14 protein-coding genes and 1 pseudogene are annotated in these 21,431 nt (G+C 60.7%); 3 read left to right on the forward strand and 12 right to left on the reverse strand.

Going from position 1 to position 21,431, the window contains the following annotated elements:
• Positions 1 to 85: 85 nt before the first annotated feature.
• The 3 genes from ACO07J_RS04295 to ACO07J_RS04305 form a co-directional block, all read right to left on the reverse strand.
• Positions 86 to 2,164: an ABC transporter permease gene (locus ACO07J_RS04295; RefSeq protein ID WP_422026656.1), complete on the reverse strand. Its 2,079-nt coding sequence runs from the start codon at positions 2,162 to 2,164 to the stop codon at positions 86 to 88.
• Position 2,165: 1 nt separating this feature from the next.
• Positions 2,166 to 3,275: a quaternary amine ABC transporter ATP-binding protein gene (locus ACO07J_RS04300; RefSeq protein WP_422026658.1), complete on the reverse strand. Its 1,110-nt coding sequence runs from the start codon at positions 3,273 to 3,275 to the stop codon at positions 2,166 to 2,168.
• Between the two features lie 124 nt (positions 3,276 to 3,399).
• On the reverse strand, positions 3,400 to 4,386 hold the full coding sequence (locus tag ACO07J_RS04305) for an ABC transporter substrate-binding protein (RefSeq protein WP_422026660.1): 987 nt from the start codon (positions 4,384 to 4,386) through the stop codon (positions 3,400 to 3,402).
• Positions 4,387 to 4,699: 313 nt separating this feature from the next.
• Here ACO07J_RS04305 and ACO07J_RS04310 point away from each other — a divergent pair, with 313 nt between their 5' ends.
• Positions 4,700 to 7,051, forward strand: a complete 2,352-nt coding sequence (locus ACO07J_RS04310) for a DUF1989 domain-containing protein (RefSeq protein WP_422026662.1) — start codon at positions 4,700 to 4,702, stop codon at positions 7,049 to 7,051.
• A 125-nt stretch (positions 7,052 to 7,176) separates the two neighbouring features.
• Here ACO07J_RS04310 and ACO07J_RS04315 read toward each other — a convergent pair.
• The 9 genes and pseudogenes from ACO07J_RS04315 to ACO07J_RS04355 all read right to left on the reverse strand — a co-directional run bounded on the left by ACO07J_RS04315 (position 7,177) and on the right by ACO07J_RS04355 (position 17,290).
• A pseudogene (locus ACO07J_RS04315) lies at positions 7,177 to 8,322 on the reverse strand (IS3 family transposase).
• Between the two features lie 227 nt (positions 8,323 to 8,549).
• On the reverse strand, positions 8,550 to 9,254 hold the full coding sequence (locus tag ACO07J_RS04320; RefSeq protein ID WP_422029695.1) for an IS6 family transposase: 705 nt from the start codon (positions 9,252 to 9,254) through the stop codon (positions 8,550 to 8,552).
• A 151-nt stretch (positions 9,255 to 9,405) separates the two neighbouring features.
• Positions 9,406 to 10,113: an IS6 family transposase gene (locus ACO07J_RS04325; RefSeq protein ID WP_422026664.1), complete on the reverse strand. Its 708-nt coding sequence runs from the start codon at positions 10,111 to 10,113 to the stop codon at positions 9,406 to 9,408.
• A gap of 253 nt (positions 10,114 to 10,366) precedes the next feature.
• Entirely contained in the window at positions 10,367 to 11,728 is a 1,362-nt protein-coding gene (locus tag ACO07J_RS04330) for a GntR family transcriptional regulator (RefSeq protein WP_422026666.1), read from the reverse strand.
• A gap of 38 nt (positions 11,729 to 11,766) precedes the next feature.
• On the reverse strand, positions 11,767 to 13,221 hold the full coding sequence (locus tag ACO07J_RS04335; RefSeq protein WP_422026668.1) for an amidohydrolase family protein: 1,455 nt from the start codon (positions 13,219 to 13,221) through the stop codon (positions 11,767 to 11,769).
• Positions 13,222 to 13,228: 7 nt separating this feature from the next.
• Positions 13,229 to 14,392 (reverse strand): ABC transporter ATP-binding protein, encoded by a 1,164-nt coding sequence (locus tag ACO07J_RS04340; protein ID WP_422026670.1) that lies wholly within the window; start codon positions 14,390 to 14,392, stop codon positions 13,229 to 13,231.
• Between the two features lie 88 nt (positions 14,393 to 14,480).
• Positions 14,481 to 15,632 carry an ABC transporter substrate-binding protein gene (locus tag ACO07J_RS04345; protein ID WP_422026672.1) on the reverse strand — a complete coding sequence of 384 codons (1,152 nt, stop codon included), beginning with the start codon at positions 15,630 to 15,632 and terminating at the stop codon, positions 14,481 to 14,483.
• A gap of 45 nt (positions 15,633 to 15,677) precedes the next feature.
• Complete coding sequence (locus ACO07J_RS04350) at positions 15,678 to 16,511, reverse strand: ABC transporter permease (RefSeq protein ID WP_422026674.1); 834 nt, start codon at positions 16,509 to 16,511, stop codon at positions 15,678 to 15,680.
• Positions 16,508 to 17,290 (reverse strand): ABC transporter permease, encoded by a 783-nt coding sequence (locus tag ACO07J_RS04355; protein WP_422026676.1) that lies wholly within the window; start codon positions 17,288 to 17,290, stop codon positions 16,508 to 16,510. The genes ACO07J_RS04350 and ACO07J_RS04355 overlap by 4 nt, the downstream gene beginning before the upstream one ends.
• A gap of 360 nt (positions 17,291 to 17,650) precedes the next feature.
• Here ACO07J_RS04355 and ACO07J_RS04360 point away from each other — a divergent pair, with 360 nt between their 5' ends.
• Together ACO07J_RS04360 and ACO07J_RS04365 are read left to right on the forward strand one after the other, a co-directional pair.
• A complete protein-coding gene (locus tag ACO07J_RS04360) occupies positions 17,651 to 18,907 on the forward strand; it encodes a M20/M25/M40 family metallo-hydrolase (protein WP_422026678.1) in 1,257 nt (418 codons plus the stop codon).
• Between the two features lie 126 nt (positions 18,908 to 19,033).
• Positions 19,034 to 21,427 (forward strand): xanthine dehydrogenase family protein molybdopterin-binding subunit, encoded by a 2,394-nt coding sequence (locus ACO07J_RS04365; RefSeq protein ID WP_422029697.1) that lies wholly within the window; start codon positions 19,034 to 19,036, stop codon positions 21,425 to 21,427.
• Positions 21,428 to 21,431: the final 4 nt, after the last annotated feature.

The raw sequence follows: 21,431 nt of genomic DNA on the forward strand, positions 1-21,431 counted from the left end.
GAAATCGACCTCTGGATACTTCCATACCGGCGCGTGACGCCACCCCCAAAGCTGGCAAATAAACATTTTCCAACACCGCGCGCGGCTACGCCAGCCCCAGCATCCGCTTCCTGTTGTTCGCCCATGTTCGAATCACCTGGTCCACCGCCAACCCGATAAACGCCACACAAACCCCCAACACCAACCCGATCCCCGTGCCCTGCGGATCGGAAATTGCCTTTAGAATCAATTGCCCAAGGTCGGTTGTGCCGATGAAAGCGCCGATGATGACCATGAAAAGCGCGAAGATCACGGTCTGGTTCAAACCCAGCATGATATGCGGAAACGCTACCGGAAATTCGATCGAGACAAGCCGCTGAAGGCGCGACACCCCCGCCATCGATCCCGCGTCCTGCAGCACCTCCGGAATGCTCAACAACCCCTCGATCGTATAGCGCGTGGCCGGCACGGTCGCATAGGCGATGGCCGCGATGATCACCGACGTGTCGGTGATCCCGAACAGAAGGATCACGGGGATGAGGTAGATAAAGGACGGAAAAGTCTGGAAAAAGTCGCACAGCAGAAGCGCCGCCCGGCTTGCATGGGCGTTCTGCGCGCAAAGCGTGCCGACCGTGACGCCGAGGATCGCCGACACGACCACTGCGAAGGACGCCATGTAGGCCGTGATCAGCGCCCGGTCCCAGTATTCCGAGAAAGCGATGAACAGGAGGTAAAGCAACACGATCACCGCCGAGCGCAGGCCCGCCAGGATATAGGCCATCCCGCACACCAGCAGGAAGGTCGCAGCCACTGGCATCGCCAGGTAGGCATCGCGCATCGGCACCAGCACGCTGGAAATCAGGAACTTGTTGAAGGCATTCAGCGGCTCGAAGAACGCGTTCCAGATCCAGTCGACGAGCCCCTGCCAGAAGGTCTCGGTCGTCAGCCCCTTGTTGTGCGGGATCTGGTGGAGGTAATTGAAATCCTCCCGGAAAATGACGGTTCCCAGCAAGGCCAGAAGCGCCCCCGCCACCAGGATTGCCGCCCCCAGAAGTAGCGTCGCATTCCGCTGCAGGAAGCTCCGGTCGGCGAAGTAATCCGTCTTCCGGTTGGCCCAGGCAATCGACACCTTGTCGAGGTAGACCGCCATGAGCACGATACAGATGCCGATCTCGATCCCCGTCCCGATCTTCAACGAATTGAGCGCGATCATCAGGTTCGATCCCAGCCCCTTTGCCCCCACAAATGAGGCGATCACGGTCATTGCCAGGCACTGCATGACCACCTGGTTGACACCGAGCAGCACGTCGCGTTTCGCGGCCGGGATCAGCACCTTGAAGGTCTGTTGCCTGGTGCTGCACCCGGTCATCAGTCCGGCCTCCACCACGTTGTTCGGCACGCCGTTGAGGCCGAGAAGCGTCAGGCGGACCATCGGCGGAGTCGCGAAGACGATCGTCGCCACGGCAGCCGCATGATCGCCCACGCCGAAGAGCACGATCACCGGAACGAGGTACGAGTAATGCGGCATCGTCTGTGCCACGTTCAGGAGCGGGTTCATCGCCGCCTCGACCACGCTGCTCCGGTAGCACCAGATTCCCAGGCCCAGGCCCAGGAGCGCGGCGGCCGGCGCCGTGATCAGCACGAATGACAGGGTTTGCATCGACGGCTCCCACTGTCCGAAGATCGCGATGAAACAGGTGGTGGCCGCCCCCAGCACGGCAAGGCGCATCCCCTCGAGCCGGTACCCCAGAAGGGCGGCCCAGCCTGCGACCACGGTCCAGGGCAAGGCAGGCCAGTAGACCCATTCATGCTCGTTGATGAAATCCCACCCGGTAAAGGCAACGATGGTGTTCACGCCCCCCAGCAGGACCTCGCGCACGAAATTGATGACGAACAGCAGCCCGTCGGACACGCCGCGCGTGACCTCCCGCAGCAGCGGTTTCTGCTCGTAGAGGTCCATGATCGGGTCATAGACCGGGATCGGCATCCACTCGAACAGCATGTACTGAACGGCGTCGTTGATCGCGTAGGGCAGGGCCTGCAGCAAGGGCGGCAGCCGCCACAGTGGGTTAGTCTCGCCCGGATCGATAATCGCGCAGAGCAGCAGGAAGACCGCGATCAGCAGGATGCTCATCGCCCATTTCGATCGGTACCAAGGCGGGCGGATCTCGGGTGCGGCGCTCATCCTATGCCCCGCCCGCCGGCCGTTGTTTTGCCCCTGCGCCGAACAGCACGCTCAGCACGTGCGAGGGGTGCAGCACCCCGATCACGGCGCCGCCGCCGTCGACCACCCCGACCGGCAGTGACTGTCCGAGCACATCTTCGGCCACGTCCTCGATCAGCGCGTCGCCCGGCACCCGCAGCGCTCCCGGTGTCTCGCCCGCGGCGGGCGCTTCCATTACGCTTTCGACACGCAGCACCTTCTCTCGCGGCACGTCCTCGGTGAACTTGCGCACGTATTCCGTCCTGGGGTTCAGCACGATATTGGCCGGCGTATCCAGCTGCTCGATGATCCCGTTCTTCATGATCGCGATCCGGTCGGCCAGGCGCAGCGCCTCATCGAAATCGTGCGTCACGAACAGGATCGTCTTGTGCAGCACCTTCTGTAGCCTCAGGAACTCGTCCTGCATCTCCTTCCGGATCAGCGGGTCCAGCGCTGAAAAAGGCTCGTCCAGGAACCAGATGTCCGGCTCGATCGCCAGCGAGCGGGCGATGCCCACCCGCTGCTGCTGCCCGCCCGAAAGTTGGCGCGGAAAATAGTTCTGGCGGCCATGCAGCCCGACCAGTTCGATCATCTGCATCGCGCGGTCCATGCTCTCGCGCGTCTTCCAGCCCTTCACCTGAAGCGGAAAGGCGATGTTCTCCAGGACGGTCTTGTGCGGCAGAAGGCCGAAATTCTGGAAGACCATCCCCATCTTGTTGCGCCGCAACTCGATGAGCTGCTTGTTGTTCATCGCCAGCAAGTCGCGCCCATCGACGATGACCTTGCCCGCCGTCGCTTCCGTCAGGCGCGAGATACAGCGCAGGAGGGTGGACTTGCCCGAGCCGGACAGCCCCATGATCACCAGCAACTCCCCCTCGCGGACTTCAAAACTGGCGTTGTTCACCCCGACGATACAGTCGGCCTCCGCCGCCGCTTCCGGGGTGATGTAGCCCTCCGCCGCATTCACCAGCCGCTGCGCGTTCTTGCCGAAGACCTTGAAGACGTTCTCGCAGCGAATGGCGACCGGCGTCATCCCGACATCCGGGATGTCGCTTGTGGAGCCGGCGGGTGTCCCGGTCGGTGCTGGAGTCATGTGAGCCTCGGATGGTTGCTGTTGCTCTGAAAGCCTGGGCGCCTGTGGAACTCGGCCTCCGCCCGGCACGGGCAGAGGCCGTCAGCCACACCGGGGCAACCAGCGCCCCGGCAGGACAGGGAGATCAGTTTGCCTCTTCGAGGACCGATGCCGTCCACGGCTTCCAGACCTCTTCATTGTCTGCAAGCCATTTCTTGGCGGCGTCTTCATGGGTCATCTTGTCCTGGTCCACGAGGGCCGCCATCGTGCCGATCTGGTCCGTTGTGAACGACACTTTCGTAAACGCCGTGTAGGCCTGCGGATGCGTCACCGGGAACCGGAAATTCGCCGCCTTCTTCAGCCAGCCGCGCGGAGAGCCGCACCCGGTTGTGCTCATGTCGCCGCCATCGACGATCCGGCAGCCGTCGAAATAGGGCGGGAACTCGATGAAGGTGAAGCCCTCGGCATCCGTGAAGTTCGGCGTCCAGTTGAAGATGATCGTGCCGCGCCCTTCCTTCTTGGCCGCCTCAAGCTCGACCCACAGCGCGTCGCCCGTGCCCGCGAACTTGACCATCCACTTGTCCTCCAGCCCCAGGCCATTCAGCCGGTTCGGCATCACGTCGCCGTGCCAGCTTTGCGGACCTTCGAGCCAGCGGCCCTTGCCGCCCGAATCCGGCGTGGCGAAATTCTCGTGGCAATCCTTCAGCGCCTCCCAGTTGGGAAGGCCGGGGCAGAGATCCTGCTCGATCACCCAGTTCGGAACGCCCATCTCCTCGAGCGTTTCGGCGGCGTGGGTGCCCGCGTCGATAAGCCCGCCCTTTTCCATCGCGTTGTAGAAGGCATTCTGGTGCGTCGCCTGCCAGACCTCGTGGCCGATGGTCAGGTCGCCGTTCCGGATGGCCTCGAAAGCCGCCTGGTTGTCGACGGGCACGTATTCGACCCGACTGCCCATCTCCTCGAACATGCCGCCGATCACGTGCGCCATGACGATCTGGCTTGACCAGTTCTTGATTGGGATCTTGATCGGCTCGCTGCTGTCTGCGCTGACGGGGCCGGCAACCGATGCGACGGCCATCGCCGTGGCGGTGAAAAGGCCGCGCGCGGCTTGCCTGGATATTGCTTGAATTCTCATGAATTACTCCCTGTTTTATCCGTTCCCTTGGCCCCATGCGGCACGTGGGCGCGCTCGGGCCCGTCCGGTAAAGCCGCCATCTGCCCTGTCGGCAGATACACATCTCTCCGCGTCAACCAGAATGAACAGATTAAAACACCAATCAACAATTTTCTGTCCTAAATTGTCCAAACACCCCCTTATAAGCAACAATAACCAACAAAATGATTTGAGTGGAGGCCGTTTCGCGCTTACAACTCAACGCAGGCAACCGCGCCGGGCGGCGAATCCCGACCAGCCTTCCGGGCACGATTCGACAGATAGGAGAGGGCACATGTCTCTGTTTGATCCGGCATCAAGTCGATGGGGCCACCTTGTCGAGCCGGGCGTCTCTCTCTGGCAGCAGGGCAAGGAACGCCACGAGCTGATCAGCCGCCAGGTTGTCGTCCTTCCACTCGCCGAAGGCGATCGCATCGACATCCTTGACGTTGAGGGCGCGCAAACGTGCTACCTCTGTTTCGTCGACCAGTCGGGCCGCCCCGATCCCGCCGGGCTTGACCAGTCTTCCGGTGAGCCGGCGCCGGTCACGCTCGACTGGAATGACCTAAGCGAAAAGCTGGACCCGGCCGCGCGTGCGCGCCTCGGGGCCTTCGGCCGCCGGTCCGCCACGCCCGCGCTTGCCCTTTTCCACGGCCCCCTAGCGCCGCACCGCCACTATGGGTTTGTCGCCAACCGGCCAGGAACCTGTCTTATCGTTGCACCGACCCCGGAAATGACCGTGACCGGCGATCATGCACCCGCCACGGTCGAGCTGCTGATCACCCGCCGATCCCCCCGCGAAACCCTCTGGGGCAAGCCGCCGGAGCCCCTGGCCGATCCGTTGCAGGATATCCACGTGCCGCACTCCTCGGCCGTGGAGTACGAGGTCCGCGCCGGCGAGTTCATCCAGATCATCGACCTGTCCGGCCGGCAATGCTCGGATTTCCAGGGGCTCACCCTGCGCGGGCTGGACAAGGGGCGCGAACTGGAGATCGACCACACCACCACCCGCTCGCTCAATGGCAACGCCTATCCCGGGCCGGGCCTGCATTCCAAGTTCTTCAATGTCGACCAGGAACCCATGTTCGAGGTCATCAGGGATACGGTCGGCCGCCACGACACGTTCGGGCTGGCATGTTTCGCCCGCTTCTACGAGGAGATGGGCTATCCCGGCCACATCAACTGCACCGACAACATGAACGCGGCGCTCGAGCGCTACCAGGTTGGCCCCCGTGTCGGTTGGGAAGCGGTCAACTTCTTCTTCAATTCCCGCGCCGAACACGACAATTCCCTCAGCTTCGACGAAGCATGGTCCCGCCCGGGCGACTACGTCCTCCTGCGCGCGCTGACGGATTGCGTCTGTGTCTCGACGTCCTGTCCGAACGATCTCGATCCCGCGAACGGCTGGAACCCGACCGACATACAGGTGCGGACCTACAGCGAAAAACAAGTCTTCTCAAAATCGGTGGCCATCAGAATGACGCCTGACTCTTCCCCGAAACTGACCCGCGACTCCGCCTTTCATCCCCGAACCTCGGAGATCGCGAAAGAGTTTACCGACATGGCCGGGGTCTGGCTGCCGGCAAGCTATCGCAACCACGGCGCCATCGCCGAATATCACGCCTGCCGCGAGGGGGTGATGATGATGGACATGTCGTCGCTGCGAAAGTTCGAGGTGACAGGCCCGGACGCCGAGGCGTTGCTGAACCTCGCGCTGACCCGCAACGTCGCGAAACTTTCGGTGGGGCAGGTGGCCTATTCCGCGATGTGCCACGAAACCGGCGGGATGATCGACGACGGCACCCTGTTCCGCCTCGGGCAGGATCTCTTCCGCTGGGTCTGCGCAGAGGATTACTGCGGCGTGTGGCTGCGCGAGCTTGCCGAGAAGAACAACTTCAAGGCCTGGGTGAAATCCTCGACCGAGGTGCTGGCGAACATGGCAGTGCAGGGGCCGATGAGCCGCGATACCCTGCGCAAGGTCATCTGGACGCGCGACAACGAGACGCCCCTCGACGGGCTCGACTGTTTCCGCTTCTCCGTCGCCCGGCTTGGCGGTTTCGATGGTGCGCCGCTCGTCGTGTCGCGCACCGGCTATAGCGGCGAGCTTGGATACGAGATCTTCTGCCATCCGAAACACGCGGTTGAGCTGTGGGACGCGGTGGCCGACGCGGGCGCGCCGTTCGGCATCACGCCCTGCGGCTTCGACGCGCTGGAGATGATCCGGATCGAGGCGGGACTGGTGATGAGCCACGCCGAATTTGACGGCTCGGTCGATCCGTTCGAGGCCGGTATCGGCTTCACGGTCCCCCTGAAGTCGAAGTCAGCGGATTTCGTTGGCCGGACAGCGCTCGAAGCCCGAAAGCAGAACGGGCGCGTCTGTCTAGTCGGGCTCGAGTTGGCCGGGAACGAGGTGCCAACTCACGGAGACAAGGTCTATGCCGGCCGGGCCGAGATCGGCGTCATTACCAGCGCTACGCGCTCGCCCATCCTGAACAAGACCATCGCCCTTTGCCGCCTGGACAAGATCCATGCGCAGGCAGGGACGGGCGTGGAGGTAGGCAAGCTGGATGGTTACCAGAAGCGATTGAAAGCGAAGGTGGCAGGTTACCCCTTCTTTGATCCCGAGCGGCGACGCATGAGAGCGTAAGGAGCTGCCAAACGAAGTCGAACCAGTCTCGGCATGGACAGAGGTGCTGCCCTTTATGCCGCGCAGAGCCCGCGCCACTCAGCAAGAGCGACGGCATGGACTTGCCCGCGTTTAGTGGAGAGCGATTAGCTTACTTCCTTGGCCTTTCGCTCGAATGCAATCGGGCTCTGGAAGTCGAGCGATGAATGCCGCCTGACGGGATTGTAGAACCCGTCGATGTATCTGGCGATAGCGTTCGGCCTGCGTTCGGGTTTGCCAAGGGAAGGGCCACAACAGCTCCGACTTGATGGTCTTGAAGAACGTCTCGACCATGGCGTTGTCATAACAGTTCCCCTTTCCACTCATGGAGATCAGGATGCCGCGCTTTCGGAGCTCGGCTTGGTATTCGACAGAGCAGTATTGGCTGCCGCGGTCGCTGTGATGGACCAGGCCAGACTGCGGATTGCGAGCCGCGAGAGCACGGCGCAGGGCCTCGACCGCCAGGCCGCGCTTCAGTCGATCACTCGTGGCCCAGCCGACAACCCGTCTTGAGTAGAGGTCGATGATCACGGCTAGGTAGAGCCAACCCTCAGCAGTCCAGACGTGGGAGATGTCAGCGCCCCACTTTCTGTCAGGGGCTTCCGCCGAGAAGTCCTGTGCAACATGGTTGGGCGCGATCGGCCAGGCATGCTCGCTGTCGGTCGTGCGCTTGAACCGGCGCTTCTGGCGGGCCACCAGCTTGTTCTCTTTCATCAGGCGAGCGGTTCGGTGCCGCCCGATCTGGTGCCCCTCATCGACGAGATCGCGGTGCATGCGGGGACTGCCGTAGGTCCCGTTCGACAGCGCAAAGGCCGTTCGGATGTGGGCAAGATGGATCATGTCCTGCCGCTGGCGATGACACGCGGGGCGGTCCCGCCAGGCGAAGAACCCGCTCTGGCTGACACCGAGAACATGGCACATCCGCTGGATCGGGAAGCTGGCCTTCTCCGCCTCTATGAAAGCGAAGCTCATCGACTTGCGTCTTTCGCGAAGAAGGCTGCGGCCTTTTTTAGGATGTCGCGCTCCTGCTTCAGAACCGCGTTCTCGCGTCGCAACCGCTTCAGTTCCGCGTGTAGGTCCACCGACGCCTCGACCGGCTCACCGGCCTCCCGTTCGCGACTGAGCCATCGCGTCAACGTCGATAGGCCAATGCCCAGATCCTCTGCGATCTCGCGCCGTGTCCGGCCGCTTGTCAGCGCAAGTCTAATCGCTTCCCGCCGAAACTCCGGCGTCGGTCTGTTTCCGTTTCCCATAGAACACCTCCTGGTTCCTCAGCTGGTGCTCTCCACTTTTTCAGGGCAAGTCCACAAAGACCCATGTGGTGAACCTGCTCCACAGGCTGGTGGATGGCACGCCGAGCGACCAGCCGGACGTGACGCCGCCTTCGAGGCTCGTCATCACGAAGGAACCGGAGGCCAACGTCGCACGGTGCTGGCCGACAAAGTCGAACCAGTCTCAGCAAGGACATAAATGCTGTCCCTTATGCGGCGCCGAGACCGCGCCACTCGGCAAGAGCGACGGCGCGGTTTCGTTTGAAAATGTGTCTCGAACTGAGGTTTCTTTCCGAGTTGAAAAGGTTGTATATCGAGGCGTGAACAGCGGCGAATTTCTGTAAACTTCGCATATGTCGGAAGCGAAGCATCGCCCGTTCTCGCCTTCGGAAGGGCAGGTGCGAGTTTTCCGCTCGGTTGTTCAACCAGCGGCCAGTTTCCTGTCGGTCGGTCGCGCCGATTTCCTTCAGGGCAGCGCCATATGACCGAAGCTGGTCAGTCGCAATAATCTCGGGTCGACCGTGTTTCCGCATTGTTTTCTTGAGAAATTTCAACGCGGCCTTCTTGTCGCGTGTCTTGGTCACGAAGCTTTCCAGGACGTCGCCTTCATGATCCACCGCCCGCCAGAGGTAATGTCTCTCGCCGTTGATCTTGACGAACATCTCGTCCAGGTGCCAGCGCCACCGGCTGGATTTCATTCCCGACACGCGGCGCTGCCTGATCTCGGCGGCGAACATCGGGCCGAACCGATGCCACCAGTACCGCACTGCCTCGTGGCTTACATCGATGCCACGCTCATGCAGCAAGTCCTCGACATTCCGCAGTGAGAGTGGGAACCGGACGTACAGCATAACAGCCAAGCGGATGATCTCTCGGCTGGTTTTAAAATACTTGAATGGATCGCATTTGGCCATGCCTGCAGGGTAGGTCGGGCCAAATCCCGCCTCAAGCCAAGGTTCTTTTGACAGTGCCAACGGGCCTACTGTAGTGCCCATTTTTGTTCGGGAATGGCGGTGCTGTCAGACGGATTCGAACTCGTCTCGCCTTGGACAGTAACGCTGCCCTTTATGCGACGCAGAGTTGACGCCACTCTGCGAGAGCAGCGGCTCGGTTCCGTTTGAAATTCTGTCTGCTGTAGAGGCTTCGCTCCGAATTGAACAAGTTGTGGATTGAAGAGTGAACGGCGGCAAATTTCTGTAGACTTCGCATGCGCCGGAAGCGGGACATGGCACGCTCTCGTCGTCGGAATGGCAGGTGTGAATTTTCTATTCGGTTGTTCAGCCAGCGCCCTGTACGCTGCCGATCCGCGTTCCCGATTTCCTTCATTGCCGCACCATAGGAACGCAGCTTGTCGGTGACGATGCGGTCTGGCTGCCCATAGCGCTTCATCAATTTCCTGAGGAATTTCAATGCCGCTTTACGATCGCGACGCTTGGTGACAAAGGCATCGAGAACCTCGCCTTCGTGGTCGACAGCCCGCCACATGTAATGGGTTTCGCCGTTGATCTTCACAAAGACCTCGTCCAGATGCCACTGGTGGTTGGAGTAGCAGCGCATCCGTTGGATCCTGGCTTTGCGGATTTCAGAGGCGAAAAGCGGGCCAAACCGCATCCACCAAAATCGGACGGACTCATGGCTGACATCGATGCCGCGCTCGTGCAGGAGGTTTTCGACATTGCGTAACGAGAGCGGAAATCTGACGTACATCATTACCGCCAGCCGGATGATTTCACGGCTTGTTCGAAAGTAGCGAAACGGATTGGGCTTACTCATTCAGGAAGGGTAGGGGCCAGCGAGGTCGCTCGCAAGCTCATCCCTCTGACACTGCCGCCCGGCTCGATGCAGCGATTTCTGTCCGTCCACGATGCCATCTACAATCAATTGCAACCTGCAACGCCACCTTATCTCCCGCCGGACCCTCCGTCAGACGCGCGCCAATGCGATGGCCGCCTGGCATCAAATCGTTGCCGCTTGAATGCGGACTGAAGCAATTTCTAGGGCAACCCGAAGTTACCGTGACAACGCCCTACCGATGGCGATCTCTGACAGGGGTGGTGCGGACCATGTAGACGATCTCGGAAAGTAGCTGTTCGACTTTCAAGCGGGCTTCATGTTCCTTTCCGCTCGCAATGGCATCCAGAACCTCTGACAAAATGATGATCATGTCCGAGGACATGATCACCTGCCTATGGTTCAGATAGCCCCGCAGAAGGCTGTGCAACGGAACGATCGCATCCTGCAGGTACATTTGATCCGCCTCCTTCACCAGCAGCTTTTCCAGCCTGCGATCCAGCAGTATCGCGGTGTCCGGGTGGCCACGGTTCCGCGCAGAGTATAACAGCGCATTCGTCCGTACCAGGAAACGGCGAAAGGCCGGCGACGCGTTTCGGCAGACCAGCCGCGCCAACATCCGTTCCAGTGGCCTCAGGGCCTCGATCAGGCCGGAAAAATCCAGCCCCTCGAAATCGACGACGCGGACACCCCGCCGCGGCAAGATCGTGGTGAGCGACCGCGCCGCCAGGTGCTGAAGGGCCTCGCGCACGGGCGTTCTGCCAAATTCCAGGTCTTCGCAAAGCCGCCGTTCATTCAGTTCTTCACCGCCACGATAATGTCCGGCGATTATCCGATCCTCGATCCGGGTATACGCGATCGACGACAGGCGCTGGACCTTGTTGGCGCTGGCGTCTTCGGCGGCGTTGCCGTTACCCCCCTTTCCGGCATGCCGTGCCCGGCTCTGCGTGCCGAACCGGATCAGCGCATTGATGACAGAATCGTTCGCCGACAATGCCGCCTCGATGTCGCCGCGCGCGCTGTGCCTCATTATCTCCGCGATCGACGTGGCCAGCTTTCTGACCGGGGTGCGCGCCTCGGCGAAGTAGACACGCCGGCTGATGGCATGAAACGGCCGGACAGCCATCGTCAGGAACGGGTTGTCGGAAATCTCGATCTGGATCTGCTTGAACTGACGGTCAGTTTCCAGTGCGAGATTGATATCGGCGGTATCGGCCGCCCGAGCCATGCGCTCGGACATGTGGAACAGAAGGCGTCTTTGCCACCGGCAAGCCTTGTGCGTGATCATGCTGAAGAGAACACACTCGATCTCCCGGCGGATTTCCAGCCCGTCTAGAAACTGGTCAATGTCTACAGTGTTGACGCGGAATCCCTGCCTTGGAACCGGTGTGACCATCCGCTCCCTGACTAGCCTCTGCAGGGCCTCACGCACCGGAGTGCGCCCGATATTCAGGGATTTGCTGAGCGAAACCTCGGAGATCATGCTGCCCTCGGGAATTTCCCCGCGGATCAGCAGGACCTCGATGATGTTGTATGCTTCATCTGCCAGCGATCGCGCAACGAGAACACTGCCGGTCTTCATCTCGTGTCCGGACATGACACCCTCGTCTTCCTTCGCTCAGTTCCTGATGAACCTCAGGAATCATAGGTAGGGTAGGTCTTGGGGGCAACCTCTTCGGCGGTGCGGCCCTTACGGTCGCGGTTGGGCATGTCGCGCACCACGGCGGCCTGGATTTCCGAAACGCCTTCGGCGATTTCCTGGTGATCCATTGTCAGGACCCGGCCTTCGGCGACTATTTGCTGGCCTCCGACATACACATCCTTTACCGCGCGATCACAGGCACTGAAGATCAGGCTGCGCAGCGGGTCATAGAGCGGCAGCATCATGGGGTTTGTCACATCGACGACCACGATATCGGCCTTGGCCCCTTGGCTGAGCCGCCCGATATCGTCGCGCAGCAACGCTTTTGCGCCGCCCACTGTCGCCGCGTCGAATACATCCGCCGTCAAGGCGGAAAACATATGCTGGTCGGAAACCCGGCTCATGATCGCAGCCTCGCGGATTTCCTCTAGCATGTTGTGGGGATGGCAATCCGTGCCTATCCCCAGGTTTATGTCCGCCTTGCGATAGCGGCCAAAACTTTCCAGCGTGACGCCGTATCGGCTCAGAACGACCGGACAATGCGAAACCGACGCGCCGGAATTTGCCAGAATATCGATGTCGTCCTTGGTGTGCCAATGCACCCAGGAGTGGTGATCGAGAACGGCGCCATGCCCGATGATGGTGTTCCGGCCCAGCAGACCCTGATCATGCGCCCACTGGATCGAGGTCTGGCCGGTGCGTTTCACCATCTCGTGGAATTCGATCACCGACATCCCCGCGTGCAGGTGATACGGCCAGTTCCGCTCGGTTGCCATGTCATGCGCCCGGCGCAGCAACTCGGGCGTGCAAGTATCCACTGTCATAGGCGACATCATCGCCGACAGACGCCCAGATGGATGATCGTCGGCTGCATCCAGCAATTTTACCGCGGCCTCGAAATCGGCGCTGCCACCATCCTCTGCCCAACGGTATTCAAGCGCGTGATCGTTCGTCGCGGCAGTCTTGGCGGAATCGAACAACGGTGAAAGGAATGCACGGATGCCCGACTGGGCGACTGCATCGGTCCAGCCCGGATATGGATACGACATATCGACGTAGGTCGTGACTCCGCTCAGCAGCATTTCGCATATCGCGGCCCGTGTCGTTGTGCCCCTGACCTCTGCGGGGGGCATGAACAGGCCCCATCCTTCGTATACACCGCTGAAGTAGAAATTGGGGTTGCCCATTTCCTCGCGGACGCCCCGGAATGTCGGCATCGAGGCTGAATGCGTGTGCAGGTCCACGAGGCCCGGCATCAGGCACTGGCCGACAGCGGAAATCTCCCGGTCGCAATCCCCCTCGTACCGGCCGGGACCGGCAAAGATGATGCGTTCGCCCCTGAACGCGAGATCGGAATCGCGGTAATAGCAATGCGTCCCGCGATCATCGTTCCAACCGACGATCCAGTCGGCATTGCGAAAACAAACGATTTCTTTTGTCACGATCATGTACCTCTCAGGTGGAAAACAGAATGCGGCACGCCTCCTGAGGGATATTCACCCTCACCGGCGCATCGGATTCCAGCATCTGGTCGGCCTCCTGGCCTTTCTGACGCCCAAACCGCGAGATGACCTTCATGTTGAGGTCATCGGTGCTGATCAGGTAATGTGCGTCGTCGCCGAGATAGCTGGAATCGACGATCTGGCCCGAAAACCGGTTCACCCCTGCCTCGGCACTGCCTGTTTCCGTCGGGCTCGTCTCTGGTGACAGGCTGATCTCTGAACCCCGAATGACGATCGTTGCCGCTTGTCCGGCCTCTTTTGCCGCTGCGGTCGCGTCGGATGTGCTGGCGTCGCCCACCAGTTCCATGCCGTTCTCCAGACGTACCCGCAACAGGTCGGCGGATGCCTCGGCAGGGCCCAGAATGGTGCAGGGAAACACATTCGCCTGCCCCAAGAACCCCGCCACGAACGGGTTGCAGGGGCGTCGGTAAACCTCTTTGGGCTGGCCGACCTGCTGAATGCTGCCTTGGTCCATGACGACGATCTCGTCGGACATGGCAAGCGCCTCCTGCTGGTCGTGGGTCACCAGGACGGTCGTAACTCCGAGCGCCCTCTGAATGAGCTTGATCTCAACCCGCATTTCTTCGCGCAGGTTGGCATCGAGCGCCGAAAGAGGCTCATCCAGCAACAACACATCCGGTTCGAACACCACTGCCCGCGCAAGCGCAACACGCTGTTGCTGCCCGCCCGACAACTGGTTGGGATAGCGATCCTCGATGCCAGGTAGTCTGACGATATCCAGTGCCTGCTTGACCTTTTCCATGGTCTGGGCCTTGGGGACCCTGCGGTGTTTCAGCCCGAAGGCGATGTTTTGGCCGATGGTCTTGTGCGGAAACAGCGCGTAGTTTTGAAATACGAGACCGATGTTGCGCTTGTGTATCGGCAGCCCGTCGACCGACCGCCCCTTGATCCTGATCGTGCCGGTCGAACAATGCTCGAGACCCGCGATCAATCGAAGCAACGTCGTCTTGCCGCACCCCGAGGGGCCCAGCAGGCTGGTCAGCGTACCTTCGCGAAGTGCCAGGTTGGCATCCTGAACGGCGGTGACACTGCCGAACCGCTTGCTGACATCCTTCAGTTCGACGACATGAGCGCCGCGCGCCCGGTCGTCGGCCATGTCGCCAGCCTGATGTCGCCGCTCGGATCCGAGCGGCGACGTTGTGGTATTTTGTCCCTTTTCTTGGGACGATGATGCGTTCATCAGATTAAAATCCCTTTTCGATCCGGGCGTATTTGGGTTTCCAGTCCTTTTCGTACTTCGTCCAATAGAACGGGTCGGAAAAGGCGAATTTGTCGAGTGTCCCGGTCGGATCGAAATTCGGAAGCGATCTGATCTTGTCGGTCAACTCGATCTTGGTCGGGTCCACGGACGGCGGATAGAGCTGTGCCTCGGCCGTGGCGATCATCACGTCCTTTTCCAGAATGAAGTTGAGGAATTCCTCGCAGACCTCCACCGGAGACCCTTTGAGAACCAGCAGGTCCGAACACCAGCAGTAGCCTTTCGAGTAATCGACATAGCCGAAATTCGGATCCCGCTCGATCAACGATGCGGCACGGCCCGACCAGATGTCGCTGGCGTAGACTTCGCCCGACGCCAGAAGTTCGATCGACTCCGCGCCAGAGCCCCAGTATTTCTTGACCAAGCTGCGGTTCTCGCGAATCTTTGCCCATACCGCATCGAGATCCTCGATGTTGTTGGGGTTCTGCCCGGATTGCAGGGCCGCGACCCACATCCTGGTCTGAAAGTCGTTGTGACCGCTGAGCTTGCCCTCCAGTTTCGGATCGATCAGCAGTCCTTCACGCTGCGTTAGCGCCTGCTCTTGGCTGATGTACTTCTTGTTGTAGGCGATCCCCGTGTTGCCATAGCTGAACGGCAGCGCGGACAAGCCCTCTGGCGTGATGTCCCAGAACGGCTGCATCAGGGCCGGCATGAGACTGTTCATGTTGGGAATGTTGGCTTCGTTCAGCACGACGCCGAAACCGGCATCCATCCATCGCTTGTACCACGCGTTGCCGGCAGAGTTGACGATGTTGTAATCGCCGGGCCGGCCAGCCCGGGCCTTGGCCAGCACTTCCTCTTCCAAGCCAAAGGTCCCTTCGACGACCTTGACACCGGTGGCGTCTTCGAACGCGGCGATGCCCGTCCGACGCATGGCTTCCTGCACCACGCCGCCCCACGAATGGTATTTGATCTCCTCGACCTTGTCTTTGGCCATGGATGTGCCGGGCAGGCCGACGATACCGACGGACAGACCCGCCATGCCGACCGACCGTAGAAAGGACCGCCGGTCGATGTCGCCATCATTGTATCGTTGCTTTAGTTCTTCGAGAAACTTGGTCGTAGGGTATTTCGTCATTTTCTTCTCCACTTTCTGACGGTCGTTGGTCTGGGCTTGGTTGGCCTAGGGCTTGGGGCCGGAGCCGGCCTGACTGGCAAGCTGGCTGCCGATCGCGCCGGCCAATAGAGACAGGCCAATGGTTATGCTGACCATGACCGTGCCGAGGGCGTTGATTTCCGGGCTCACCGAATCCTTGAGCATGGCAAAGATCTGGGTGGGGACCGTCTCGATCCCGTTCGGACGCCAGAACAGCGATGCCGTGAGGTTGTCGAACGAAATGGTGAAGGCAAACAGCAGCGCGGCAACCAATGCAGGTGCGGTCAGCGGCAAGGTGATTTCCCGAAACACCGTCAGGGCATTCGCCCCGAGGCTTGCAGCAGCCTCCTCGTAGGTTTTACCCAGGCCTGACAGGCGGGCCTGGATGACCAGGAACGCGAAGGGCAGCGTGATCAGGACGTGCCCGATGAGCAGCAGCATGTAGGTGCGCGGCAAACCCAGAGAGCGCAGCAAAAGCAGCAATCCGACCGCAAGCGCCGTTTCTGGGATCAAAAGGGGGGCGATCGTCAGGCTGCTGAAGAGTTTGCGCCCGGGCACGCGATACCGCACGAGCGCCATTGCGCTCATCATTGCAACTAGCGTGCCGATCAGCGCCGTCAGAATGCCCAATGAGGCCGACGTTATAAACGCATGGATGATGACCTCATTCGACCACAGCTTCTCGAACCACCGCAGCGACAGCCCTTCGATCGGGAAAGCCCCGAAATCCGACGAGTTGAAGGAAAGAAGAATGACCACGATGATCGGCGCGAACATGAAGATATAGACAAGAAACGTGAATCCGTTCAGCAGGTAATCCCCCCACCGGCGCGGCGCTTTGTTGGGTGCGGTCTCGCTCATGTCAGACCCCTCGTCAGCCGCTCCAGCCCGAAATACCGGCTATAGATCATGATGATCCCACCCAGGATCAGCGCGAGCGCGATCGCCAGCGTCGATCCCATGGGCCAGTTCAGCTGTGTCATGATGGTTTCGAAAATCAGGTTCCCGAACAGGAAGTCGTCAGGTCCGCCCAGGATGATCGGCGTCACATAGGAACCGGCCGATAGGACAAAAACCAGCAGTGCGCCCGTGGCCACACCGGGCATCGACAGCGGCAGGGTGACGCTGAGAAAGGCGCCGATTGGTGTGGCGCCCAGCGTGCGCGCCACTGCAACCAGGCTTCGGTCGCTGGATTCGATGGAAACAAAGATGTTAAGGATGGCGAACGGCATCAGGAAATGGACCAACCCCATGATCACCGCGCCTTCGGTGTAGAGCATTTCAAGAGGGGCATCGATCAGCCCGGTCCACATTAGGAACGTGTTCACCGCACCATGGGCGCCCAGCACATGAATCCATGACATTGTCCTGATGACGAAGCTGATCCAGAACGGCAGCAGCAACAGCAGCATCAATAGCCACCGGTGCCTGGAGCGTGTCGTTGCGATCACGTAGGCGGGCACATAACCAACAACTACGCTGACCACTGTGGTGATCAGCGCAACACGCGCGGTCTTCCAGACGGCGTAATGATAGTACGGATCCGTAAAGAAGGCGCTCCAGTTCCGCAGGCCTAGGTCGGGCGCATCTACCCCGATGTCGACATATAGGAACAGCGTGTATGCACCCATGATCGTCATGGGCAATATCATGAAACAAAACAATATTATCACGGAAGGTGACAGGAGAAGCCAAGGTTTCGCAGCGTCGAGACCACCTGATTTACCGGAATTATCCGCAAGACTCATGACATATCACCCTTTTGCCTCTCGCCTCATATACTACCGATCATTTTTTGCGTTCTGTCAACCGGATGAATCTGGAAAATGCGAATGTTCTTGCTTTATAACAGCTTACCGTGGTGTAATTCAGAAGTGTCCCATCCGGCGCTACCTATTGCTTTTCAGAAACTGATATGTCACAAAATATGGCATTGCATACTTGCTCATTGCCGCGCGTGGATGCGTGATGGCGGTTGCGGAGTTGAAAGGCAGGATATCATGACGCCATTGCGCCAGCAGGTTCTCGACTGGATCAAAGAGGACGAACAGAAGTTGATCGACTTTTATCAGGATATGGTGAAGGCCAAGTCGCCGAACCCGCCGGGCGACACCAGGGAGGTGATGCGCTTGGTCTCCGACTTCCTGGACCAAGAAGGGCTCGCTTTCGACGAAGTAACAGCCAAGGAACATCTGCCCAACCTCGTGGCCACATTCGATGGGGACACGGAGGGCAAGCACCTTGTTCTCAATGGCCATGTCGATGTTTTCCCCGTCGGAAACGAACAAGCATGGGATCGTGATCCCTGGAGCGGCGATATCGAGGACGGGGTCATCCACGGGCGCGGCGCAGCCGACATGAAGGGGGGTACGACGGCAGCGATTTTCACCTACCGCTACCTGCACCGCTTGCGTGACAAGCTGGCTGGCAAGCTGTCGCTGATGGTCGTTTCGGACGAAGAGACAAGCGGACGCTGGGGAACAGGATATGTTCTCGAAAAACTGGGGGACGAAGCATTGGGCGATTGCCTGCTTTCGGGCGAGCCGGTCGGGGTCAAGACGATCCGATTTGGTGAAAAGGGCATTCTGCAATTCACGGTAGAGGTCCGCACGCGCGGTGCGCATGGCCCCTATGCGCACCTCAGCCCGAGCGCGATCAACATCATGTCCGACATCATGACCGAGTTGAAGGCCGTGACCCGGGTCGAGCAGAATCTGCCGCCCGAGATTGCGACCAGGCTGGCGGACAGCAAGACGCAGACCGTCATCGACGAAACCATGGGCGAGGGAACCAACGAGGCAATCACCGCCGTCGTGCTGAACATCGGAACCATCAAGGGTGGTTCCAAGGTCAACATGGTGCCCTCCGATTGTACCATAGAGGTCGATATTCGCGTGCCCTGGGGTGTCGAACGCGATGATATCCTCAAGATGGTGCATGATATCGTCGGCGCCCATCCCGAAGCCACGATCAGGGACATCGTCGGGGGGCCGGCGCTCTACTCGGATCCCGAGCACGAGATGGCGGAACTTCTGTCGGCCAATGTCACGGCGCTGGGTTACGACGAACCGGTGCGCATTCCGATGGTCGCGGCCTCCGATTGCCGGTTCTGGCGCGAACGCGGCGTGCCCGCGCTTGTCTACGGAACTTCGCCACGCAACGTCAGCGCCCCCAACGAATCGGCCGTCATCGAGGATTTCCTGCATGTCGTCCGGGTGCACGCCCTGAGCGCGTTGGATTATCTCAACCCTGAATGAACGCGACTGCAGATCAACCTGCCTGCGCGCCGAAGGAGTGGCCCTCTGACGGAGCGTGGGCACCTAAACCCGTGATAGATGGAGCCGTCATTCGAGATGAGAAAAGACCCGTTCGACGTTCGCACAATGAGCACCGGTTCGCAGGACGGGTCGGACGCTTGCGGCGCCTCTGTCAGGCGGACCGAGGATATCCGCTTCCTGACCGGGAACGGTGCGTATGTAGATGATCTGAACACGCCGGGGGCATTTCACCTCGTTTTCGTGCGGTCCCCCCATGCGCACGCCCTTATCGCGCATATTGACACGGCGGCCGCAGCGCTTTCCCCGGGGATTCAGGCGGTCTTTACCGGTCAGGATCTGCGGGATGCGGGCGTGGGCAGCATTCCCTGTGCATGGCAAATCAGGGACCGGATGGGTAACCCGATGGCCGAACCGCCCCGGTACCCCTTGGCTGTCGGCAAGGTCCGGTTCGTCGGTGAAGCCGTCGCCGTCGTGGTGGGTGACAGCGCCAACGCGACCAGGGCCGCGGCTGAACTCGTCAGCATCGACTATCATGAACTGCCGGCGGTGACCTCGCCTGTGCAAGCCTGCCGCCCGGATGCGCCACTGGTGTGGGACGCGGTGGATCAGAACATCTGCTGTGACTGGGAAATCGGCGACCGCGCCCTGACCGATGCGGCATTCGGAAACGCAGCGCACGTGGTCGACATCGAGATCACCAACAACCGCCTGATACCCAATGCGCTCGAACCGCGCGCGGCGGCGGCGCTGTATGACCCCGCCAGCGGCGATCATACCCTCTACACTACCAGCCAGAACCCCCATCTCGTCCGCGCGGCGCTGAGCACGGTGCTGTCGATTCCCGAAACGCACCTGCGGGTGATTTCACCGGATGTCGGCGGGGGCTTCGGCTCCAAGGCGCCTATCTATCCCGAGGAAACGGTCGCGACCTGGGTGGCCGGACGGCTAAGGGCGTCGGTGCGGTGGTGCGCCGACAGGTCCGAGGCGTTTCTCTCGGACGTGCACGGCCGTGATCACCATTCGACAGCCGAGATGGCGCTCGCCGGGGATGGTCGGTTCCTGGGGCTGCGGGTCAGAACCCATGCCAACGTCGGTGCCTATCTGACATCGGGCGGTACGGTCATTCCCAGCTACTATTACGCTCAGCTCCTGGCCGGCCCTTACGCGACACCGGCGATCTACTGTAATGTCCTGCTTTGCTTTACCAATACCAACAGCGTCGACGCCTATCGCGGGGCTGGCCGACCAGAGGCGACCTATCTGCTGGAACGGCTGATAGACAAGGCCGCTGCCGAAACCGGCATCGACCGGGTCGAATTGCGGCGGCGCAATCTGATCCGCAAAAATCAATATCCCTACATGACGCCCTTGGGGCTGGAGTACGACTCTGGCGATCATGTTGGTACGCTGGACATCGCGCTAAGGGCCTCCGAATGGAACGATTTCGAACAACGCAGGGCCGCTTCCGAAGCGCGGGGCAGGTTGCGCGGGATCGGCATGTCCACCTACTTGGAGGTCGCAGGCGGCACGCCTTCGCGGATGGCGGGGAAAATGGGGGCGCGCGGCGGGCGCTCGGAATCCGCCCAGATCAGGGTTCATCCCAGCGGCAGCGTCAGCGTGTTCAGCGGCGTCCATAGCCACGGACAAGGCCACGAGACCACCTTTGCGCAACTGGTGTCCGAACGGCTGGGCATTCCGATCGAGGATGTCCGTATCATCCAGGGCGATACCGACAGGGGCCCCTTTGGCCGCGGCACGATCGCGTCGCGTTCTCTGGTGATCGGTGGCTCGGCCATCGTCCAAGGAGTGGGCCGGATCATTGTCAAGGCGACCAGGATCGCGGCGCACCTGCTGGAGGCCGAATACACAGATGTGCATTTCGAGAACGGCATGTTCAAGGTTGCAGGCAAGAACCGCACGCTCAGTTTCGGCGACATCGCCAGGGCCGCTTATGCCGCGCATGATTTTCCGGTCGATCAGTTGGAGCCGGGCCTGGAGGAAACCGTGTTCTACGATCCTCCGAACTGGAGCTTTCCCGGCGGCTGCCACATCTGCGAATTGGAGATTGATCCCGAGACGGGCAAGGCCGAGATCCTGCAGGTGGTCGCCGTCGACGATCTAGGCCGCATCATCAATCCGATGATCGTGCACGGGCAGCTGCACGGCGGCCTGGCACAGGGAATCGGCCAGGCCTTGTTCGAAGGCTGTGTTTACGACGAGACCGGCCAGCTGCTGAGCGGAACGTTCATGGATTACCGGATGCCCCGGGCCGCCGATTTTCCCGGGTTCACGGTGCTCACCCATGGCACCGACTGCGCCACCAATCCGCTCAAGGCCAAGGGGTGCGGCGAGGTCGGATCGGTCGGCGTGCCCCCTGCCGTGATCAACGCGTTGCTGGACGCGCTACGCGGGCTGGGTGTCCGAGACATCGCGATGCCGGCGACGCCGTTTGCCATCTGGCAAGCCATACAGCGGGCCGGTGATAGGACGCCCCGATAGGCCC

It is taken from the genome of Roseovarius sp., assembly GCF_965228755.1.
Lineage (GTDB): Bacteria > Pseudomonadota > Alphaproteobacteria > Rhodobacterales > Rhodobacteraceae > Roseovarius.